The organism is Micromonospora sp. NPDC003197, from assembly GCF_053590565.1.
Genome location: NZ_JBSFTE010000001.1, coordinates 193839 through 214497 on the forward strand (window position 1 = coordinate 193839; position 20659 = coordinate 214497).

15 protein-coding genes are annotated in these 20659 nt (G+C 69.6%); 9 read left to right on the forward strand and 6 right to left on the reverse strand.

Annotation, left to right across the window (positions count from 1 at the left end; genetic code table 11):
- Positions 1–9: 9 nt before the first annotated feature.
- Both ACWDV4_RS00955 and ACWDV4_RS00960 read left to right on the forward strand, forming a co-directional pair.
- Complete coding sequence (locus tag ACWDV4_RS00955) at positions 10–948, forward strand: glycosyltransferase family 2 protein (protein WP_449973773.1); 939 nt, start codon at positions 10–12, stop codon at positions 946–948.
- On the forward strand, positions 948–2501 hold the full coding sequence (locus ACWDV4_RS00960) for a lipopolysaccharide biosynthesis protein (protein WP_449973774.1): 1554 nt from the start codon (positions 948–950) through the stop codon (positions 2499–2501). The genes ACWDV4_RS00955 and ACWDV4_RS00960 overlap by 1 nt, the downstream gene beginning before the upstream one ends.
- Here ACWDV4_RS00960 and ACWDV4_RS00965 read toward each other — a convergent pair.
- Both ACWDV4_RS00965 and ACWDV4_RS00970 read right to left on the reverse strand, forming a co-directional pair.
- Positions 2482–5298, reverse strand: coding sequence for a PQQ-dependent sugar dehydrogenase (locus tag ACWDV4_RS00965; RefSeq protein ID WP_449973775.1), 2817 nt, complete (start codon positions 5296–5298; stop codon positions 2482–2484). The genes ACWDV4_RS00960 and ACWDV4_RS00965 overlap by 20 nt on opposite strands.
- Positions 5299–5551: 253 nt before the next feature.
- Positions 5552–8392 carry a PQQ-dependent sugar dehydrogenase gene (locus ACWDV4_RS00970; RefSeq protein WP_449973777.1) on the reverse strand — a complete coding sequence of 947 codons (2841 nt, stop codon included), beginning with the start codon at positions 8390–8392 and terminating at the stop codon, positions 5552–5554.
- 389 nt (positions 8393–8781) lie between these two features.
- Here ACWDV4_RS00970 and ACWDV4_RS00975 point away from each other — a divergent pair, with 389 nt between their 5' ends.
- Genes ACWDV4_RS00975 through ACWDV4_RS01000 form a run of 6 tightly spaced genes read left to right on the forward strand, consistent with a single transcriptional unit; the run spans position 8782 to position 15280 of the window.
- A complete protein-coding gene (locus ACWDV4_RS00975; RefSeq protein WP_449973778.1) occupies positions 8782–10086 on the forward strand; it encodes a glycosyltransferase family 4 protein in 1305 nt (434 codons plus the stop codon).
- A 46-nt stretch (positions 10087–10132) separates the two neighbouring features.
- The gene (locus ACWDV4_RS00980; RefSeq protein ID WP_449973780.1) at positions 10133–11011 is read left to right on the forward strand and encodes a hypothetical protein; all 879 of its coding nucleotides are present in this window, start codon (positions 10133–10135) and stop codon (positions 11009–11011) included.
- A 24-nt stretch (positions 11012–11035) separates the two neighbouring features.
- Entirely contained in the window at positions 11036–12388 is a 1353-nt protein-coding gene (locus tag ACWDV4_RS00985) for an O-antigen ligase family protein (protein ID WP_449973781.1), read from the forward strand.
- On the forward strand, positions 12385–13227 hold the full coding sequence (locus tag ACWDV4_RS00990; protein ID WP_449973783.1) for a glycosyltransferase family 2 protein: 843 nt from the start codon (positions 12385–12387) through the stop codon (positions 13225–13227). The genes ACWDV4_RS00985 and ACWDV4_RS00990 overlap by 4 nt, the downstream gene beginning before the upstream one ends.
- Positions 13228–13256: 29 nt before the next feature.
- Positions 13257–14234: a glycosyltransferase family 2 protein gene (locus ACWDV4_RS00995; protein WP_449973785.1), complete on the forward strand. Its 978-nt coding sequence runs from the start codon at positions 13257–13259 to the stop codon at positions 14232–14234.
- Positions 14231–15280: a glycosyltransferase gene (locus tag ACWDV4_RS01000; protein WP_449973786.1), complete on the forward strand. Its 1050-nt coding sequence runs from the start codon at positions 14231–14233 to the stop codon at positions 15278–15280. The genes ACWDV4_RS00995 and ACWDV4_RS01000 overlap by 4 nt, the downstream gene beginning before the upstream one ends.
- A 46-nt stretch (positions 15281–15326) precedes the next feature.
- On the opposite strand, the gene ACWDV4_RS01005 is transcribed toward ACWDV4_RS01000, so the two are convergent.
- Both ACWDV4_RS01005 and ACWDV4_RS01010 read right to left on the reverse strand, forming a co-directional pair.
- Positions 15327–16151: an alpha/beta hydrolase gene (locus tag ACWDV4_RS01005; protein WP_449973787.1), complete on the reverse strand. Its 825-nt coding sequence runs from the start codon at positions 16149–16151 to the stop codon at positions 15327–15329.
- A 175-nt stretch (positions 16152–16326) separates the two neighbouring features.
- Positions 16327–16653 carry a hypothetical protein gene (locus tag ACWDV4_RS01010; protein WP_449973788.1) on the reverse strand — a complete coding sequence of 109 codons (327 nt, stop codon included), beginning with the start codon at positions 16651–16653 and terminating at the stop codon, positions 16327–16329.
- A 148-nt stretch (positions 16654–16801) separates the two neighbouring features.
- Between ACWDV4_RS01010 and ACWDV4_RS01015 the strand changes: the two genes are divergently transcribed.
- On the forward strand, positions 16802–17902 hold the full coding sequence (locus ACWDV4_RS01015; RefSeq protein ID WP_449973790.1) for an FG-GAP-like repeat-containing protein: 1101 nt from the start codon (positions 16802–16804) through the stop codon (positions 17900–17902).
- 95 nt (positions 17903–17997) lie between these two features.
- Here the strand turns inward: ACWDV4_RS01015 and ACWDV4_RS01020 are convergent, their stop codons facing one another.
- Positions 17998–19788 (reverse strand): 3-hydroxyacyl-CoA dehydrogenase family protein, encoded by a 1791-nt coding sequence (locus ACWDV4_RS01020; RefSeq protein ID WP_449973791.1) that lies wholly within the window; start codon positions 19786–19788, stop codon positions 17998–18000.
- Positions 19789–19898: 110 nt separating this feature from the next.
- Positions 19899–20525, reverse strand: a complete 627-nt coding sequence (locus ACWDV4_RS01025; protein WP_449973793.1) for an FHA domain-containing protein — start codon at positions 20523–20525, stop codon at positions 19899–19901.
- Positions 20526–20659 lie beyond the last annotated feature (134 nt).

Consider the following 20659-nt stretch of genomic DNA (forward strand, 5'->3'; position numbering starts at 1 on the left):
GAGGGCGCAATGGCCGGTACGCCCCCGGTGACTCCCGGCACCCCCCGGGTCAGCCTCGGTGTCCCCCTCTACAACGCCGAGCGCTATCTCGAAGGCTGTCTGGATGCCCTGCTCGCCCAGGACTACCGGGATTTCGAGATCATCGTCAGCGACAACGCCTCGACCGACCGGACCTGGGAGATCTGCCAGCGGTACGCGGCCAACGATCCCCGCATCCGGCTCTATCGGAACCCCCGCAACTTCGGCGGGCACGTCAACTACGCCCGGGTCGTCGAGCTGGCCCGGGGCGAGCTGTTCAAGTGGGTGGCCTACGACGACGTCTGTCTGCCGTCCTATCTGAGCACCTGCGTGGCCGCGCTCGACGCCGCCGGTGAGCGGGTGGTGCTGGCCTATCCCCGTACCGTGCTGATCGACGAGGCGGGCGCGATGATCGGCCCGTACGCCGATGGCATGCACCTGCGCGACCACCGGCCCTGGCGACGGGTGGCCGGGGTCGCCCAACACCTCAGCCTCTGTCACGCCCACTTCGGAGTGTTCCGACTCTCGGCACTACGGCGGACCGGGATGATCCGACCGTTCCTCTCCTCCGACTACACGCTGCTCGCCGAGGTGGCCCGGCTCGGCGAGATCCACGAAGTGGACCAGCCGCTCTTCCAGCGCCGGATGCACGGGGCCTCCACCCGACAGGCCAAGGACAGCACGCCCGCCTCCGCCCTGGCCTGGTACGGACAACAGGACGGCCGGGTTCGGGCACCCCGACTCCGGATGCTGATGGAGACCCTGCGCATGCTCTCTACCGGCGAACCCCGGCTGACCACCCGGCTCAGCTCCGCAGTGGCGTTCCTCGCCATCTGGTGGGCGCGGCGGATCCGGGTACGACTCGGCCGCTGGCGACGCCGGCTGACCCGACGGTTCCGGGCCACCACCACGTCGAGCGGTGCCTTCTAGTGCGCGGCGCCACGTCCGCCGCGCCGAGCAGCCCGGCCAGCGCACCGCCACAGGGTCGGGTCCGGTCCGCGATCGGCTGGTCGTACCTGCTCACCGCGGGCCGGGTCGGCTCCTCCATCGTGGTGACGTTCCTGCTGGCCAAGCTACTCGGGCCCAGTGAGTTCGGGCTGGTGGCAATGGCTACCGTCTTCATCACCGTCGCCCAGACCGTCATCCAGCAGGGCCTGGTCGCGGCGATCGTGCAACGGGACCAGCTCACCTCCCAACACCTCGACGCCGCCTTCGTCGTCCTGCTCCTCACCGGGCTGGGCGTCAGCCTGCTCACGGCGGCGGCGAGTCCCCTGTGGGCGCTGATCAACCGCGCCCCCGAGCTGACGGTGATCTGTCTGGCACTCTCCCCGCTGGTGCTGATCCAGGGCATGGGCATCGTGCCCGAGGCGGTACTGCGCCGCGAGCTGCAATTCCGGGCGATCGCCATCCGGACCCTGCTCGCCGCAGTACTGAGCGGCGTCGTCGGGGTGGCGCTGGCGCTGGCCGGGGCCGGCATCTGGGCGCTGGTCGGTCAGCAACTGGTCAACGCGTTGGTGAGCCTCGTCGTACTCTGGGTGGTCTGCCCCTGGCGGCCGAGCCGCCGACCCCGGCTCGGTGCCATCCGGGAACTGTGGGCCTTCTCCGCGCATGCGGCCAACGCCGGCCTCGGCTCGTTGATCAGCTCCCGGGCGGACATCATCTTCACCGGTATCTTCTTCGGTCCGGTCGCCACCGGCATCTACCGGCTCGCCGCCCGACTGCCCGACATGCTGGTCGACGTCACGGTCCGATCGATCCAGCAGGTGGCGCTGCCGTCGCTGTCCCGGCTGCAACAGGACCGGACCGCGTTCGCCGCCCATCTGGTCCAGTTGCAGCACCTGGGGGCGGTCGCCGGCCTGCCGGTGCTGGGCGTGCTGGCGGCCACCGCCGAACCCCTGGTGACGTTCCTCGGTCCGCAGTGGGCCGGCACCGAGATCCCACTGCAACTGCTCTGTCTCTTCGGTGCCGTCAACGTCTACGGGGTGCTGCTCGGCCCGGCCCTCCAGGCGATCGGTCGACCAGCGAAGCTCGCCGCGATCCTGTGGAGCCGAGGTGTCCTCGGGGTGGCCACCCTGGCCGCCGTCGGCACGCTCATGACCAGTGACGACGCGGTGGCCCAGGCAACCGCAGTGGCGTTGGCCGGGATCGCGATACAGCTGGTCGTCAACGCGGCGGCGGTCTGGGTCACCGTGCACCGGGCGGTGGGTGCCTCGGTGGCCCGGTTCCTCGCCCCGACCGGGCCGGCGGTCCTGGCCGCCCTGGCCGCCATAGGAGTGCCGGTGGCCGCCGACCGGCTCGGGTTCGCCACCGGACCCCCACTGCTGGATCTGTTGCTGGTCGGCGGCACCGCCGGCCTGATCGCCGTGGCGGTGCTGGGGAGCACCGACCGGCGACTGCGCCGGCTGGTGGTCGTCCGGCTCCGAGCCGTCCGCCGTGCCCAGCCGACGCAGCACGTCACCCCGGCTAGGGTGCCGGCGGAGTGAAGACGATCGCCCGGCCGTTGACCAGCACCGGTTGGTTCACCGAATACTGTGTCGCGTCCGTACCGGTCGGGTCTTCGATGCCGACCGTCGCGGAGTCACCCTTCTCCCGGCCCTTGGTGCTCAGGTCCGCGTACTGGAAGGTGAGCTGTCCCGACTCCGCGATGACCACCCCGAAGGTGATCCGTGCCGACGACGAGCCGTAGAGGCCGATGTTGCGCCACTCGACCACGAACTGTCGCTCCGGCGCGGCCCCGACCAGCGCCGTCCGGATCGACGAGTCGGCGCGTACCACCAGGTCGTCCCAGAACGGATGGATCGCGGCATTCGGGGCAGCCGGGTCCGGCAGCGGCGTGTTCACCCCCCAGGAGCGGACCGGGTCCTGGAACGACATCCGCCCGTTCACGTCTATCCAGGCGCTGGTGTAGCGCTGACCGTAGAAGGTGACCGGGAAGGGCAGCTCCACCCGGGTCACTGCCTCGTCACCGGCCAACGGCAGCACCGTCTGATCGGCCGGTACGAACGGCACACCGCCGACCGTCGTACAGGTGTAGCCGAAGCTGTCCCCGCAGCCCGGGGCACCGGTGAAGGTCGCCGTGTAGGTCGTCGCCGTCTCCGGCGCGGTCACCACGTGCGTGCGGGCTCCCCCGTCGGACCAGTTGGCGAAGGTGTAGCTGCTGCTGCGGTACGCCTGCGGATCCGGGGCACTGAGCGTGGTGGTCGCCCCGACGATCACCTGCCGGGTGGCCGGCGTGGTCAGGTTGGTGCCGTCCAGGTTGAGTTGCAGCCCGCTCGGCTCGCTGGCCAGGGTGAGGCTGACCGTACGCGGGTCCAGCCGTACCGTCGTGCTGGCGGTCAGCCCGCTGCTGTCCGTAGCGGTCAGGGTCAGCTCCAGGTACGACGGGTATTCGTGGTCCGGGGCCAGGAACGAGCCGCCGGCGACGGCCGCGATGTCCTGCACCACATGGGTGTGGCAGTTGTCCGGTGCGGTGCAGTGCCGGTTGATCAGGTGCCAGGTGAGCGCCGATGGGGGCAGCTCACCGTCCTGGGCGTCGGTGGCGTGTCCGGAGTACGTGATCCCCTGGCCGACCACCCAGTTCAGCGCGGCGGTCGGTGAGTCGATCACCGGCACCGGGGCGTCCGTACCGACCATGATCTGCACCGTCGCGGTGTCCGTCCGACCGGCGGCGTCGGACACCCGCAGCTTCGCCTGATAGGTGCCGACCGTCGGATACGTATGGTTCGCCGTGGCTCCGGTCGCATCGAAGGTGCCGTCACCGGTGAAGTCCCACTGGTAGGTCAGGATCTCCCCCGGGTCCGGATCGGTGGAGCCGGTCGCGTCGAATTCGACGGCCAGCGGGGCGCTGCCCGAGGTTGGGGTGGCCTTCGCCATCGCCACCGGCGGCTGGTTGCCCGAGCTGTAGTGGAAGCGGCGCACGCTGCCGCCGGCCAGGTCCACGTAGTAGAGGTCGTTGTCCGGGCCGACGACCAGGTCCACCGGCCCGGCGGCGGTAGCCGAGAAGGCGACGATGTCGGCCGGATCCGGCACCCCGTCGGCACCGGCCCGCATCGCCCAGATGCAACCCCGGGCGTAGTCGGCGAAGAACATCGCGCCCGCGTACTCCGGCGGGTAGCTGCCGCCGCTGCGCGGATAGAAGGCCACCCCGGACGGGGACGAGCCACCGGTCGGGCAGTCGTCGCCGGCCGCGACCTGCTGGCTGTGCGCGTACGTGTAGTGCGGGGGCGTGACCGTACCGGCGGGCGCGGTGTAGAGGCTGCTGCACAGCTCAAGCCCGGCGGCCCGGTAGCCGTTCTGCCGGACGTTGCCCTCATAGCAGGGCCAGCCGTAGTTGCGCACCGGTCCGGCGGTCGGGTCGGCGATCCGGTTGATCTCCTCCCAGACACGCCACCCCACGTCGCCCAACCAGACCTCGTCGGTGCCCGGCCGGAACGCCCAGCGGTACGGGTTGCGCAGCCCGTAGGCCACGATCCGACGGGTGTTGGCGTCGGCGCTGCTCGCCCACGGGTTGTCCGGCAACGCGGCCCCGGTGGTCGGGTCGATCCGGATCAACGTCCCGGAGAGCCCGGTCGGGTCGGCCGGGGTACGGACGTCCTGCGACCGCAGCGCGCCGCCCTCGGCGGTGGGCGGGGTCATCGCCCCGCCGACCGGTGCCGGCGGGTCACCGCACGGGTTGGTCGGGTTGCCGGCCTGACCGTAGTCGGTGAAGGTGCCCGACGCCCCATCCCCGCCCGTGACGTAGAGGGCGCCATCCGGCCCGAAGGCCAGGTCACCGATGGAGTGGCTCTCGATCTGCTGGCACCAGTCGTGCAGCAGCACCTGCTCGGTCCCGGTCATCACGTTGCCGTCGGCCCGGAGCCGGGAAACCCGGCTGCTGGCCGGGCAACTGCCGATCGCCGCGCAGGCGTCGTGGTACGTCGGTGCACTGCCGCCGATCACCCCGTCGTAGCTGTAGCTGACGTACACCCACGGGTCGGCGGGGAAGTCCGGGGCCAGGGCCAGCCCGATCAGCCCCAGGTCCTCGAAGTCGTAGACCTTGGACCGGAGGTCGGCGAAGACCGTGGCGGTGGTGTCGGAGAGACCGTCGAAGACCTTGATGATCCCGTTCTTCTGCCCGACGAAGATCCGCCCGTCCGGCGAGAAGACCAGCTTGGTCGGTCGGGTCAGGCCCGAGAAAACCACCTGCTGGGTGAAACCGGCCGGTGAGGTGGCCTGCGCCGGCCGCTCGTCGCCGGACGACAGTCCGACCGTCATGGATCCGCCGAGGACGAACGCCAGCATCGTTGACAGTGTTCGTCGTACCGCACCTGACATGGTCGCCCCCATCCCCACGGCCCGCGCCACCCTCGAATTCGACGCGTTTTGCCTGGTCACAGGATCAGGGCAGGGAGGATGGGTCGGCTGTCAGCTGGCGGACCGTGGGTGCTCGTCCGACCAGCCACACTTAACGACCACTCAGTAGGGTGCGGAGGGCCGGGAGGTCGGGTGGGCGCTCCGTTCGCCCACCCGACCCCGGCTACCTGACTCGCCGCGACTACGGCGTACTCGGTGGTGGGGTGAAGACCACGGCGGTGCCGTTACGGAGACTGGGCTGGTCGGTCGAGTAGCTCAACGCCACCGCACCCGTGCCGTCCTCGATCGCCACCGTCGCCGAATCACCCCGCTCCCGCCCCTTGGTATTCAGGTCCGCGTAGTGGAACGTCACCTCGCCATCCGGGGCCAGCACCGCCGCGAAGGTGATCCGCGCCGAGGTGGATCCGTAGAGCCCGATGTTGCGCCACTCCACCACGAACCGTTGCTCCGCTCCCGTACCGACCAGTGCGGTCCGGATGCTGGAGTCGTCCCGTACCACCAGGTCGTCCCAGAACGGATAGAGCGCCGCGTTGGGTCGGTCGATGCTCGGCACCGCCGTGTTGACCGCGGACGGTCCCTCCGGCTCGACGAAGGAGAGGAATCCGTTGGTGGAAACCCAGGCGGCGGTGTGGGTCTGCCCGTACAGCGGGAAGCCGAACGGCAGCTCGACCCGGGTCGCGGCATCGTCCCCGGTCAGCGGCAGCACCGTCTGGTCCGCCGGGACGAACGGCCGGGCGGTGGTCGTCGCACAGGTGTAGCCGGCGGCGTCGGCACAGCCCGGTGCGCTGGTGTAGGTCGCGGTGTACGTCGTCGCCGTCGCCGGGGCGGTGATCACGTGCGTCCCGGCACCGTCATCGGACCAGCTGGCAAAGGTGTGGGTCAGCCCATCGGCGCTCTGCGGACTCGGCGCGCTGACCGTGTTGGTCGAGCCGACGATCACCGTACGACTGAACGGGGTGAGGGCCGTTGACGGCCCGACGCTGAGCCGCAGGCCGGGCGGATCGGTGGCGAAGTTGAGCTGCACCGTCTCCGGGTCCAGCCGGCGCACCACCGTGTCGGTGAGCCCCTCCTCGTCGGTGGCGGTCAGCTCCAGCTCCAGATAGGACGGATACTCGTGGTCCGGCGCGACGAACGAGCCGGCCGTCACCCCCCGCCACTCCTGCAGCGGGTGGGTGTGGCAGTTGTCCACCGACTCGCAGTGCCGCATGCTCAGCCGCCAGGACAGGCCAGACGGCGGCACCGTCCCCTGCTGTGGATCGGTGGCGTGCCCGGAGAAGGTCAGCCGGTCCCCCACCCGCCACCGGGTCTGGCTGGTCGGTGTCTCCACCACCGCGCTGGGCGCGCTGTTGCCCGGCTGGATCTCGACGGTCGCCGTACCGGTGACCCCGAGCGTGTCGGTGACGGTCAACGTCGCGGTGTAGTGACCGTTGGCCGGGTACGTGAACCGGGCGGTGGGCGTGGTCGCGTCGACCGTACCGTCGCTGGTGAAGTCCCAGCGGTAGGTCAGCCGGCCGACATCGGCCGGATCGGCGTCGGTGGAGGAGGTGCCGTCGAAGTCGACGGTGAGCGGGGCGGGTCCGCTGGTGGGCGTGGCCTCGATCCGGGCCACCGGCGGCTGGTTGCCCGGGTAGTAGCGGATCCGGCGGACCGTACCGCCGCCGAGGTCGACGTAGTAGAGCTCGGCACCGGGGCCGATGGCCAGGTCGACCGGGCTCGCCGCGGCCTGGCCGAACGCCTCGATGTTGCCCGGGGCGGGTAGACCACCGGGGGTGCTCGGCCGCATCGCCCAGATGCAGCCGCGCGAATTGTCGGCGAAGAACAACGCACCCGCGTACGCCGCCGGGTAGGTGCCGCCCGAGCCGGGATAGAAGGCGAGCCCGGAGACCGCGTCACCGCCCTGGGCGCAGTTCTCCCCGGGCACCACCTCGGCGCTGTGGTGGTACGTGTAGTACGGCGTCGTCTGGCCGGCCCCGCTGTAGAGGGTCTCGCAGAGGTTCAGGTTGGCGTTGTCGTAACTGGACATCCGGCCCGCACCCTCGTAGCAGGGCCAGCCGAAGTTGGTGGGTGCGGCGGTCGGATCGACCAGCCGGTCGACCTCTTCCCAGGCGTTCCACCCGACGTCCCCCAGCCACACCTCGTTGGTGCCCGGTCGGATGGCCAGTCGGTACGGGTTACGCAGGCCGTACCCGACGATCCGGCGGGTGTTGGCGTCGGCGGAGCCGGCCAGCGGGTTGCCCGGCGCGGCGGCACCGGTGGCCGGGTCGAGCCGCAGCACGGCACCGTCCAGGCCGGTCGGATCACCGGTGGTACGCACGTCCTGGGAGCGCAGTGCGCCGCCCTGGGCGGTCGGCGGGGTCATCGTGCCACCGGGCGGGTCCCCGCATGGGTTGATCGGGTTGCCGAGCTGCCCGTAGTCGGTGGCGCTGAAGCTGGCCCCGTCGCCGGCGCTGACGTACAGCATGCCGTCCGCGCCGAAACCGAGGTCGCCGATGGAGTGACTGGGGTACTGCTGGCACCAGTCGTGGATCAGCACCTGTTCATTACCGGTCATGACGTTTCCGCTGGCCTGGAGCCGGGATAGTCGCCCGGTCACGATGCACCGGCCGTTGTTGGCGTCCCCGCAGGTGTCGTTCCAGACCGGGGCGGTCTGGCCGGGTGGGGCGTCGTAGGTGTAGAGCACGTAGACCCAGGGCGTGGTAGGGAAGTCGGGGGGCAGGGCCAGCCCGAGCAACCCCCGGTCCCACTGGTTGTGCACGTTGCGGGAAAGATCAGCGAAGATCGTCGGACTGGTGTCGGCGAGGTCTTCGAAGATCTTTATCCGTCCGTTCTTCTCCGCGACGAACACTCGCCCGTCCGACGCGAACTCGATGTTCGTCGGCTGTTCGAGACCACTGAAGACAACCTGTTCCTGGAAACCGTTGGGCAGGGTCACTGCCGCTGCTGCCGGAACTCGCATCGGTACGACGAGAGCGACGAGCAGTGCCACTGCGAAAAAGAGTCGGAACGTACGGCGCAGGCGCATATTCCACCCCTCCAGAGACACGGAGCGGGCACGGGCCCACACCGGCCACCGGTGACCGCCACGGGCGGCAGGCACAGGCTAACCAGTCACCCCACGGAAAGCGACATGTCTTTACTGGCAGGAATTCTCGTCACCGACAATCGAAGTGCGTTGACCTCCACAATCGTCAATGCGGCAGCCCGATAGACCTATTCACATTCAGATAATCGAATGAACAGGCAATCCTCCGACCAGGTTTCGTCATGTAAACAAGCCGACAGCACTCGCGAATCAGCGTCCTTGCTCCGTGCGCCTCGGTAGCGCAGTCTCGCAGAGGGCATTGTCGCAGAGGGCATTGTCGCGGGCCCAGGTCACCGAAGCCCTCCACGCCGAGCCGATGGGAGCAGTTGATGGTCGACCGATCCCCGCACATCGTCATCGTGGTGGTCAATCTGCCCGTGGAGCGGGACCGTCGGGTGATCCGAGAGTGTCAGGCACTGGAATCGGCCGGCTACCGGGTCAGTGTCATCTGCCCCCGTGGGCCGGGCCGGCCACGGTTGGTCCCCGGCACCGAGGCCAGCCGGATCCATTCCTTTCCCCAGCCACTCGCCGGTTCCGGGGTGCTCTCCTTCGCCGCCGAGTTCGCCTGGGCGCTGACCGCGGTCACCGTACGACTGGCCGGGATCATGGCGCGCGACCGGGTCGACGCCGTACAGGCCTGCAATCCGCCGGACATCTTCTGGATACCCGGCCTGCTGATGCGGATGCTGGGCCGTCCGTTCGTCTTCGACCACCACGACCTGAGCCCAGAGCTGTACGAGTGCAAGACCGGCCGCCCAAAGCCAGTGATGCTGCGCATCCTGCGCCTGTTGGAGAAGGCATCCTGGCGGATCGCCTCGGCGGTCGTCTCCACCAACGAGTCGTACCGGGACCTGGCGATCAGTCGGGGCGGCTGCGATCCGGACCGGGTCGTGGTGGTCCGCAACGGCCCGACCATCGCGGAGGTCGACGCCAGCGGAATCGAATTCGCGTCGCCCGCCGAGCCGGGCTGGACCAGCGGCCCGAACCTGGCCGGCCGGACCAAGCGGATCGTCTACCTCGGTGTGATCAATCCGCAGGACCATGTCGAGGTCGCCGTCCTCGCCGCCGAGCAACTCGTCGCGCTACGCGGCGCGGACGACTGGCAACTGCTGATCGCCGGGGACGGAGACTGTCTACCGGAACTTCGCCGACTCGCCGACGAGCGCGGACTCGCCGACGTGGTGCGGTTCACCGGATGGTTGGATGCCGCCGAGGTGGGTGCGCTGCTACGGTCCGCGACGCTGGCGATCCAACCGGACGCGCCAACCAGAATGGCCGAGCTGTCCACAATGGCAAAGACCGTGGAATACGTCGCTCGGGGCGTACCGGTCGTCGCGGTCGACCTGTTGGAGACGCGACGCACCGCCGGATCGGCCGCCAGTTACCTGCCGACCGGAAGCCCCGACGAGTTCGCCAAGGCGCTCGACCAGTTGCTCAACGACGCGGCGGCCCGCAACGCGATGCGAGTAGCGGGTCGCCGCCGTTTCGTCGAGCGACTCGCCTGGGACCACCAGGTCCGGTCGTACATCCGACTGTGGAACCAATTGCTCCCGCACCACAGGGCTGGTCACCGGTCAGTCGCGTACAGTGACGGAGTTGACGCCGCGTCCCCGATCTCGGGCCGGTCCCACTAATCACTAATCCCGACAGCTCACCCGCGCCTCCGAAGGGGTCGGCACCATGGACCTTCTCGACCTGCTGAAGCTCATGTTTCGGCGGTGGTACGTCACGGCACCCGTGATCGTCCTGACCCTTGGCGCGGCACTCGTGCTCGGTGCCTCGATCCAGCCCGAATACAAGACCGAGGCGGCTGTCCTCCTTGTTCCGCCCACCACCGCTACCGCACCCGCACCCAACGCCAGCCCGCAACCGGGCAACCCGTGGCTGCGCGTCGGCGAGAACGCGATGGCCCAGGCCGTACAGATCGCCGTCTCCGCGCACGACGCGCGTACCCAGGTGGTGGCCGCCGGTGGTGACCCGAGCTACGAGGTTGGCCTGGTCAACCGCAGTTCCATCCTGACCATCGAGGTCACCGCGTCGACCCACGCCAGCGCCCTGGCGACGGTCACCTCGGTGACCAAGCTGATCGAGGAGGTGGTCGCCAGCAAGCAGGCCGAATACCAGCCTCGGGCCGGCGAGCAGATCACCACCGAAATCCTCGACCCGGGCCTGAACATCACCCAGTCCCGGTCCAATGTGTTCCGCGCGCAGATCGTGGTGGCGGCGATCGGCCTGCTGTTGGCCACCGCGGCGGCGGTCGGCTACGACGCCCTCCAGCGACGCCGGGCCACCGCGCGACAGAACAGCCAGCGGGCGGCGCGTACCCCGCTGAACTGGAACACCGGTCAGGCAGCCGTCGGGCCCCGCCGGCCGAGCCCGACCCCGTCGGCGCGCCCGAGACCCGACGCCACCAGCGCACCACCGGTCGATACTCGGACGCACAGCCGGGACACCAACAATCCACGCAACGCCCCGGACCCGAATCCGCCTCAGCAGTCCGACGACACGATCCTGCTCTCCACGGTCCGCGGTCCGGTCGAGGACTCGACCACCCCATGACAACGCGCTGAGGATGCGGGCGACGTGCCGACCTACCTCTCCACCCGGAGATCAGCCACCGTCTACGACGGGATCACCCCCGCCGTACACCACTTTCCGGACGCGACCGCCGGCCTCGTCATCGCGGTCATCCTCGCCTACCTACTGCCGTCCCGACTGATCTTTCCGCCCCTGAGCGACCTCGGTAAGCCAGGCATCATGCTCGGCTTCGGACTGCTCGTCTGGTGGGCGTTGAGCCGCCTGCACCCGGCGCTGGTCACCCGGGGCCGGCAGCCGATGCGCTGGGCCATCGCGATCTACCTGGTCACCATCGGTACGTCGTACATCGCCGCGCAGTCGCGGGGCATGCCCGGTCTGGAGTCCAACGGCCTACACCGCGCCGTACTCATGGCGTTCGCCGGAGCCGGTGTGTTGCTCGCCGCCGCCGACGGGGTGCTCACCCGGAAGCGGATCGACCACGTACTGCGCTGGATCTCCTGGGGCGCCACGGTCATGGCACTCTTCGCCCTGAGCCAGTTCATCCTCCGGATCGACCTGACCAACTACCTCAAGCTGCCGCCGGTGCTGATGTTCCAGCGGGACCTGATCGGCTTCGACGCCCGTGGCGGCGGTGGCCTGGTCCGGGTCGCCGGGACGGCCGGCCACTACATCGAGTTCAGCGTACTGATGGTGATCGGTCTCATCGTCTCGATCCACTACGCCAGGTTTTCGACCAGCCGGCGCAACCGGCAGATCTACGGCACGCTGGCGATCATCCAGGCCAGCGTCATCCCGATCTCGCTGTCCCGCACCGGGGTGCTGGCGCTGGCCGCCGCCATCCTGCTGTTCATCATGATCTGGCCGCTGCGCACCACGTTCAACGTACTCGTGATCGGCTGCTTCCTCGCGGCGATGATCCAGGTCGTCCGGCCGGGGCTGCTCGCCACCCTGCGGGCGCTGATCTTCGCTGGCGAGAACGACCCGAGCGTGCAGGGCCGACTGGAGGACTACGAGTTCGTCGCGCCCTACATCAGCGAACGGCTCTGGTTCGGCCGAGGGCTCGGCACCTGGCTGCCGGAGCTCTACCAACTGCTCGACAACCAGTGGCTGGTCACGCTGGTCAGCACCGGGGTGGTCGGTGTGGCCGGGCTCGCCCTGTTGTTCCTGATCGGCGTGGTGGTCGCCGGCCGGGTCCGCCGGTTCGCGCTGCGTCCCCGCGACCGGGACCTGGCCGCCGTCCTGGCGGTGTCGCTCGGCGTCGCCGCCGTCACCGCCTTCACCTTCGACGCGCTCTACTTCTCGACCTACTTCCTCACCGTGCATCTTCTGCTCGGACTCGCCGGCGCGTTGTGGCGAGTGACCCGGGCGGAGCGAGTCAACCAGAGCGAGGCGCCGTGACCGGGATCGACATTCTCATGATCACCTACGACCGGCCGGAGTACGTCCGGCTCTCCCTGCCCCACCTGCTCGCCACCTGCCCGCCGGACGCCCGGGTCTGGCTGTGGCACAACGGCACCGACCAACCCACGCTCGACGCGGTCGCGGAACACCTGGACCACCCCCGGGTCCACCGTTTCCACCACAGTTCGGTCAACGCCGGGCTGAACACGCCGACGAACTGGCTGTGGCAGGAGTCGACCGGTGACCTGCTGAGCAAGGTCGACGACGACTGCCTCCCCGAGCCGGGCTGGCTGGAGAAGCTTCGGCAGGCCCACGACGACGTACCCGCGTTCGGCGTGATCGGCACCTGGCGGTTCCCCGACGAGGACGCCGACGAGACGCTGATCGCGGCGAAGCTGGCCGACTATCCGGGCGGGCACCAACTGCTGCGCAACCACTGGGTCCAAGGCAGCGGCTACCTGCTCAAACGCGAGATGGTGCGGCAGACCGGCCGGCTCGGCGACGACGACTCGTTCAGCACCTGGTGCCTGCGGGCCGCCCGGCACGGCTGGATCAACGGGTGGTACCACCCGTTCCTGCGCGAGGACCACATGGACGACCCACGCAGTCCACGCACGATCTACCGTACCGACGCCGACTTCATGGCCCGTCGACCGTTGTCCGCCCGCCGGACCGGTGTCACCACCGTCGCGGAGTGGACCGAGCAGATGCGCCACTCCGCCCGGGTCGTCCAGGCTGCCTCGCTGGACCTGCGCGAATACCAGGGCTGGCGGCTGCGTCGCCGTACCGCCGCCCGCCGGATCCGGCTCGCCCTGACCGGACGAGCCCCATGGTGACCCCTGCTCACCCGGACCGGACGAGCCCCATGGTGACCCCGGTAGGCGGGCCGGGCGCGGGGCCGGCTGGCGGGGCGGGCATGGCCCCGACCGGCCGGGCCGACTCGGGGCCGATCAGTGTGGTCATCCCCGCGCACAACGAGGAGGCGGTGCTCGGCTCGTGCCTGCGCCGGCTCCTTGAGGACGCCAAGCCCGGCGAGTTCGAGGTCGTCGTGGTCCCCAACGGCTGCACCGACGGCACCGCGGCGGTGGCCCGCTCCTTCGCCGGGGTCACCGTGCTCGAACTGGCCGCGTCGTCGAAGGCCACCGCACTGAACGCGGGCGACCAGGCGGCCACCGGATTTCCACGGATCTACCTCGACGCCGACATCCAGCTGAGCACCACCGACGCGCGGGCCCTCGCGGCGGCGCTGCAGCCGCCGGGTGCCAACCCGCCACCCGAGCGAACCACGCTGGGCGGAATCAGCGACCGCCCCACCCCGCTCGCCGTGGCCCCGCGCCGGGTGGTGCTCACCACCGGCCGACCACTGCTGGTACGCGCCTACTACGCCATCAACTGCCGCTTGCCGGTCTTTCGGGACGCCCTGATCGGCCGAGGGGTGATCGCGGTGTCCCGGGCCGGGCGGAAACGCTTCGAGCGGTTCCCGGAGACCTTCGCCGACGACCTCTACCTCGACTCGATCTTCCGGGTGGGTGAGCGGATCGAGGTCGCCTCGGCCAGGGCGGCGTCGGAGAGTCCGATGCGGACCCGCGACCTGCTGCGCCGACTGGCCCGGGTCCGGGCCGGCAACGCGGCACTACGCACCATGGACGGTCGGGCACACCCCAGTTCGGGCGGCTCCTGGCTGTTTCACGTGGTGCTTCCCCGGCCCTGGCTGCTGCCGGCCGCGGTCTGCTACGTGGCGCTGACCCTGCTGGCCGAGGCGTCGGCCCGGCGGACTCCGGCCGGTACGACCTGGGGGCGCGACGAGTCGAGCCGGACGATGGCCGGCGGGGGCACCCGATGACCCCACCGGTGGTGAGCCTGATCGTCGTCTCGTACCAGACCCGGGAGTTGATCCTGCGGGCGCTGTCGATGCTGCGGGCGTCCCACCCGACCGTGCCGTACGAGGTGATCGTCGTTGACAACGCCTCCACCGACGGTTCGGCCAATGCCGTGGCCGACGCGTTCCCGGACGTCCGGGTGGTCCGGCTGGCACACAACGTCGGCTTCGCTCGGGCGGTCAACGTGGGGGCGGAGCAGGCCACCGGAGACTGGCTGTTGCTGCTCAACCCGGACACCGAACCGGTCGGTGACGTACTCGGTGAGCTGGTGAGGTTCGCCCGTGCCCATCCGGCGCACCGGATCTACGCTGGCCGGACGTTGCACGCCGACGGTACGGACGACGGGCGGTCGGTCTTCGCCCTGCCGTCACTCTGGGCGTACGTCTGCTTCGCCACCGGTTTGTCCACAGTGCTTCGTTGCTCCCCGCTCGCCAACCCGGAGGAGCTGCCCAAGCGGGATCGGACGGCTGGCGGCCCAGTGCCGGCCGCCTCCGGTTGTCTGCTGCTGATCGAACGGGCGCTCTTCATCGAACTCGACGGCCTCGCCCCGGACTACTTCATGTACAGCGAGGACATCGACTTCTGCGCCCGCGCCACAGAGCGTGGCGCGGGCCCGGCGCTGGTGCCATCAGCCCAGGTACGGCATGTTGGCGGGGCATCGTCGACCAGCGTCGGCAAACGGGTCATGGTGCTACGCGGCAAGACGACCTATCTACGGCTGCGCTGGTCCCGGCCCCGGGCCGCGCTCGGCCAGACGCTGTTGGCCACCGGGATCGCCGTACGCGCATTGGGTGCCCGGCTCACTGGCCGCGCCGGTTACTGGCGGGGCGTGTGGGCGCAACGGCGGAGCTGGCTGTCCGGCTGGCCGCCGGTGTCCCAACTGCCCCCAGTCGAGATCCTCGCAGCTGCGCCGAACGCGGAGATCCCCACAGCCCCACCGGACACAGAGATCCCCGCAGCCCCGCCGGACGCGGCGCGTTCGCCTGGACAGCCGGCGAACGCCCCGTAACCACTCCGGGTCGGGCCTGACATCGCCCGAGCCGACCGGCTGCCGGCTATTCCGGGTCGGACCCGGCCGCCCTCGACTGTGCCGGTCCGGGGACCGGACGATCGGCGAACGCGGCCACCGTACGGTCGGCGTAGGCGCTGGCGTCACCGGTCTCCATCGGACCGTCCCAGGTGGTCGGTAGGGGTACCGAAACCGCTGGGTTGACCCGCCGGACCACCTCGTCCAGCACCGTCTCCGCGTCACCGACCCAGAGGTGCTTGGCACCCGGCACCCCGATCACCTCGGCCTGCGGGATCGACGCGAACCGGCGCCGCGCCTCCTCGGGGCGCAGGTAGTCGTCGAACTCGGGCACCAGCGCGGTCAACGGCTTGCCCGACTCGGCCCACACCGTGAGGTCGTCGGCGGTGGAGTAGCGCAGCGGCGGCGAGAGCAGGATCGCCCCGGCGATGGCCGGGTCGCAGCCGTACCGTAGCGCCAGGTCGGTGCCGAACGACCAGCCGATCAGCCATAGGTTGGGCAGCTCGGCGAACTCGGCGTACTCGACTGCCGCCGCCACGTCGTACCGTTCGCCGACCCCGTTGCCGAACTCCCCCTCGCTGGTGCCCCGCAGGCTGCTGGTGCCCCGGGTGTTGAAGCGCAGGACGGCCAGGTTGGCGAGGGCCGGCAACCGCCAGGCCGCCTTGCGGAAGACGTGGCTGTCCATCATTCCGCCGTGGGTGGGCAGCGGATGCAGGCAGATCAGCGTGCCGACCGGGTCCCGGTCGACCGGTCGGGCGAGTTCCCCGACCAGACGCAGTCCGTCGGCGGTGTGCAGTTCGATGTCCTCCCGGTTGCCGGGCAGGATTGAGGAAGCGCGGATGGCGGTGCTCACCGTCCCAGTCTCGCCCCGATCCGCCCGACGCGTCAGCCGGGGCCGGAACAGCGTGACGAAGATCCTGAAGGCACATTCACCCCGCCGGGTTGATCAAGAGCTTTACGTCACGGATCCGCGCGATTGTTGACCTAAATCTCTTGATCAACGGGGCAAGTCGCGGGAGCGGGGCTCCTCAGCCGTGCCGGGGGGCGTTGCGGGAGCGCTGGATCCCGGGGGCCCGGCGGTCTCGGGCCCGCCAGCAACCGGTGTGCCAGTGCCGGCGATCGGTGAGGTCGCCCCGGCCATCCGCCGGCCAGGCCACCACATGCGCCACGCCCGGCCGGATCTCCTGGTCACACCCGGGACACCGGTACGTCTTGATCGCCCCGCCGCCGGGAATGCCGCGTACCTGCCACTCGCCGTCGCGCCAGGACTGCACCGATTCCACGCCCTGTCGGGCCCGCTCGCTGGCGAGCGGCGGATTCTCTGCGGAACGGGGACGGTTGCGACGCGGACTCACGTTCTCCAGGGTACGGGGCGCTCCACATCACGCTTTCCCGCCTTTGTCAGATCACGGTCAGAACATGCTAGATGACTACAAATCGCACTAACGTCGCCCTTAGCGCCAGCAGATAGAGACTGGACGGGAGACGCTGAGGAGGCGCGTCATGTGGGGGAAGCGCATCGCCGCAACGGTCGTGGTGGTGACAATGGCCGTGACTGTCGGGGCAGCTCCGGCCGCATGGGCGGGCGGCGTCGGTGATCCGATGTACGGCGACCTGAACACCGACGGACTACGCGACCGCGCCACGCTCGGCGTCGTTGAGCCGGACCGGTGTGTGGTCAAGGTCGAGCTGGGCAAGCGCGGGGGCGGCTACAAATCGCCAAGGACGTACACCTATCTCGAAGACACCGGCACCGACCCGATCAGCTGCCCGGATCTCGGGGTCGCGGTCGACCTCGGCGGGGACGGTGGCACGGAGCTGGTGCTGGCATGGTTCGCCGGGCGACCGCCGACGGCCGACCACGATCTGCTGGTGCTACGCGACTATCAGCCGACGGCCGGCTTCGACGCCATCCACCAGCCCAGCTATATCGGACTGGCCGACTTCAACGGCGACGGACGGCAGGACGTCTACCAGTGGACCGACCAGGGCGAGGGGTTCGTCACCTACCTGAACACCGCGAGCGGCGGGCTGACCCCCGGTCCGGTCAAGTGGTGCGCCGGGTGGCCCCAGTTCAAGCTCGCCGACTTCAACGGTAACGGCGCGATGGACGTGGTCATCTCGTACGTCGAGGGCTGCGGCGACGCCGCCAGTGGCGTGGTCGTGATCCGGGACGACGGCGTCGCGACCCACATCCGGCGGGAGGCCCCCGGCGAGAACTACTGGTCGGTGGATACCCAGGACCTCAACGGTGACGGCCGGCCCGACCTGATCGTCACCGACAACGGCAGCGACGAGGTCCGGCACTACCTGGGCAACGGGGACTGCACGTTCATCGAGTCGCCTCGGGCGATTCGGGACAAGGTCTCGATCAACGGCAGCCGCAAGACGAAGATCGCGGTGCTCGACAACGACTACGCCACCACGCAGGCGAAGATCAGTGTGGTGACCGCACCACAGCACGGCACGGTCCGGGTGACCAGTGACCGGAAGGTCCTCTACACGCCGAGCCCCGGCAAGGCCATCAGCGACCGGTTCGTCTATCGACTGACCGAGCACGGCCGGACCAGCAACGCCACGGTGAACGTCACCGTCCGGCCCTGACGGCCGGGCGGGGATAGGCCGACCATCGGGAGGTTGGCGTCTCCGATTTCCACGGAGACGCCGACCTTCCCATCGGCTGGCTGCCCGTTGACGGGTCAGCGGTTGGTGTGGTCGCGGAATCCCCGGCCGGTCTTGCGGCCCAGGTAGCCGGCGGTGACCAGGTGCTCCAACAGGGGCGCCGGGGCGAAGCCGGGCTCCCGGGACTCCAGGTACAGCTCCTGCTGGATGGCCAGCGACACATCCAGCCCGACCGCGTCGAGCAGTTCGAACGGACCCATCGGGTAACCGCAGCCGAGCTTCATGGCGTGGTCGACACCATCGGTCGTGGAGTAGTTCGCCTCCAGCATCTTCACCGCGTCGTTGAGGTACGGGAAGAGCAGCGCGTTCACCACGAACCCGGACCGGTCAGCGCAGACCACGCCGGTCTTGCCCAGCGCCGCGCAGACCGCCCGACCGGTCGCCACGGTCTCCTCCGAGGTACGGATGGTGCGGACCACCTCGACCAGCGGCATGACCGGGGCGGGGTTGAAGAAGTGCAGGCCCACCACGTCCGCCGGGCGCTGGGTGGCCATGGCAAGGTCGATAACCGGCAGCGACGAGGTCGTGGTGGCGAGCACCACACCGGGCTTGCAGATCTCGTCGAGGCTGGCGAAGAGCGCCTTCTTGACGCTCAACTCCTCGATCACGGCCTCCACCACCAGGTCGACGTCGGCCAGATGGTCGAGCGTGGCCGACCAGGTGACCCGACCCAGCGCCGCATCCCGGTCGGTTTCGGCGAGCTTGCCCCGGACCACCGCCTTGTTGAGCGAGGTCTTCACCGACTCGCAGACCTTGGCCGACTTCTCCGCGCCGCGAGTCACCGAGACGACCTCGTAGCCGGCGCGGGCGAAGACCTCGATGATGCCGGTGGCCATCGTCCCGGAGCCGACCACCCCGACCTTGTTGATCGCGCGGGCGACGTCGGTGGCCTCGGCCGGCGTCGAGGACGGCGTCTGATCGTCGGGTACGACCACCGGGGAGCCGGGCTTCTCGTAGGTGTAGAAGCCGCGCCCGGACTTACGGCCGAGCAGTCCCGCCGTGACCATCTGCTTGATCAGCGGCACCGGGGCGTGCCGACGGTCCCGGCCACCCCGGCGGTACATGGTGTCGAGGATTTCGTACGCGGTGTCGATGCCGATCAAATCCATCAGAGCCAGCGGGCCCATCGGCAGGCCACAGCCGAGCTTCATCGCGGCGTCGATGTCCTCGCGGGAGGCGTACCGCGACTCGAACATCCCCACCGCGCGGTTGAGATAGCCGAAGAGCAGGGCGTTGGCGATGAAACCGGCCCGGTCGTTGATGGTCACGGCGACCTTGCCGAGCCGGGCGCAGAGGGCCTCGACGTCGGCGACCACCTCGGGCTCGGTGACCACCGTCCGGATCACCTCGACCAGCTTCATGATCGGTGCCGGGTTGAAGAAGTGGACGCCGACGACCTGGTTGGGCCGATGGGTGGCGACGGAGATCTCGGTGACGCTCAACGAGGAGGTGTTGGTGGCCAGGATGGCTTCGGGCTTGCAGATGCGGTCCAGCTCGCCGAAGATCCGCTGCTTGAGGTCGAGGTGCTCGGGCACTGCCTCGATCACCAGATCGACCTCACGCAACGCGTCGAGACCGACGGCGAAGGTCACCTGGGCGTGCAGCGCGTCCCGCGCCTCGGGGGCGAGCTTGCCCTTGGCGACTGCCCGGTCGGTGGAGTTGGTGAGGTTCGCCCGACCCCGGTCCAGGGCCGCCTCGCTGATCTCGACCGCGACCACGGCGACGCCGTTGCGCGCGAACACCTCGACGATGCCGGCACCCATCGTGCCCAATCCGACCACACCGACGCTGCCGAACTCGCGTGCCACCGCTGGCCTCCCGCTTACTCGGAGCAGCCGTATGAACGGCCGCTAAGTTATGCGGGCGAGTCTGCCATGTGCCCAGGTGGTGTCGAGATGCGGTGGGGTATCTCATCGACCTACTGAAAGATCAGGTAGGCCCAGGTCACCCAACCCGCGAGCACGACTCCCCCGCCCAGCACCAACAGCAGCCGGCGCGGCGGACGGGTGGCGATCGCCTGGGTGGGGGCACGCAACGCCCGTGCGGTCTGCCCGTCCACCAATTCGCCGCCCATCGAAGGTCCACGCTGCACTGCTTTGCCGTTCACCGAGGGTCCGCCCTGCACCGCTTTGCCGTCCACGGACGGTTCGCCGTCCACCGGTTCGTCGTCGAGCGGGGGACGCGGGGCCACCAAGCGGTAGCTCAGCGCGCCGACCGGGTCGGTCGTGGCCGAACCGGGGTCGAAGAACCGCAGCTCGACGCCGCCGATCCGGATCCGGTCCCCGTCGCGTACCTCGCGGACACCGGAGAGCCGCTGGTCGTTGAGCCAGGTGCCGTTGGTGGAGGCAGCGTCGTTGAGGAGCACCCGACCGTCGAGCAACTTGACCGTCGCATGTCGCCGACTGACCCGGCGATCATCGATACAAATGTCGACCTCGTCACCCCGACCGATCATCGTCAGCCCCGACCGTAGCCGGAAGCTCGCGCCCCGCAGTGGGCCGCTGACCACCGTCAGCAGCGGCGACAGGCCAATCTCGTCCGCCATGGGCATATCCACTGCCTCCCGCGCCAACTGTCCACGCACCGGTCCCCGGAAGCACCCTTCCACCGTCTCGGAGCGTTTTCCACGCACCACGGTACGAAGTTGCCCATGCTGTCGGGCAGATCCCGCTACCGGTT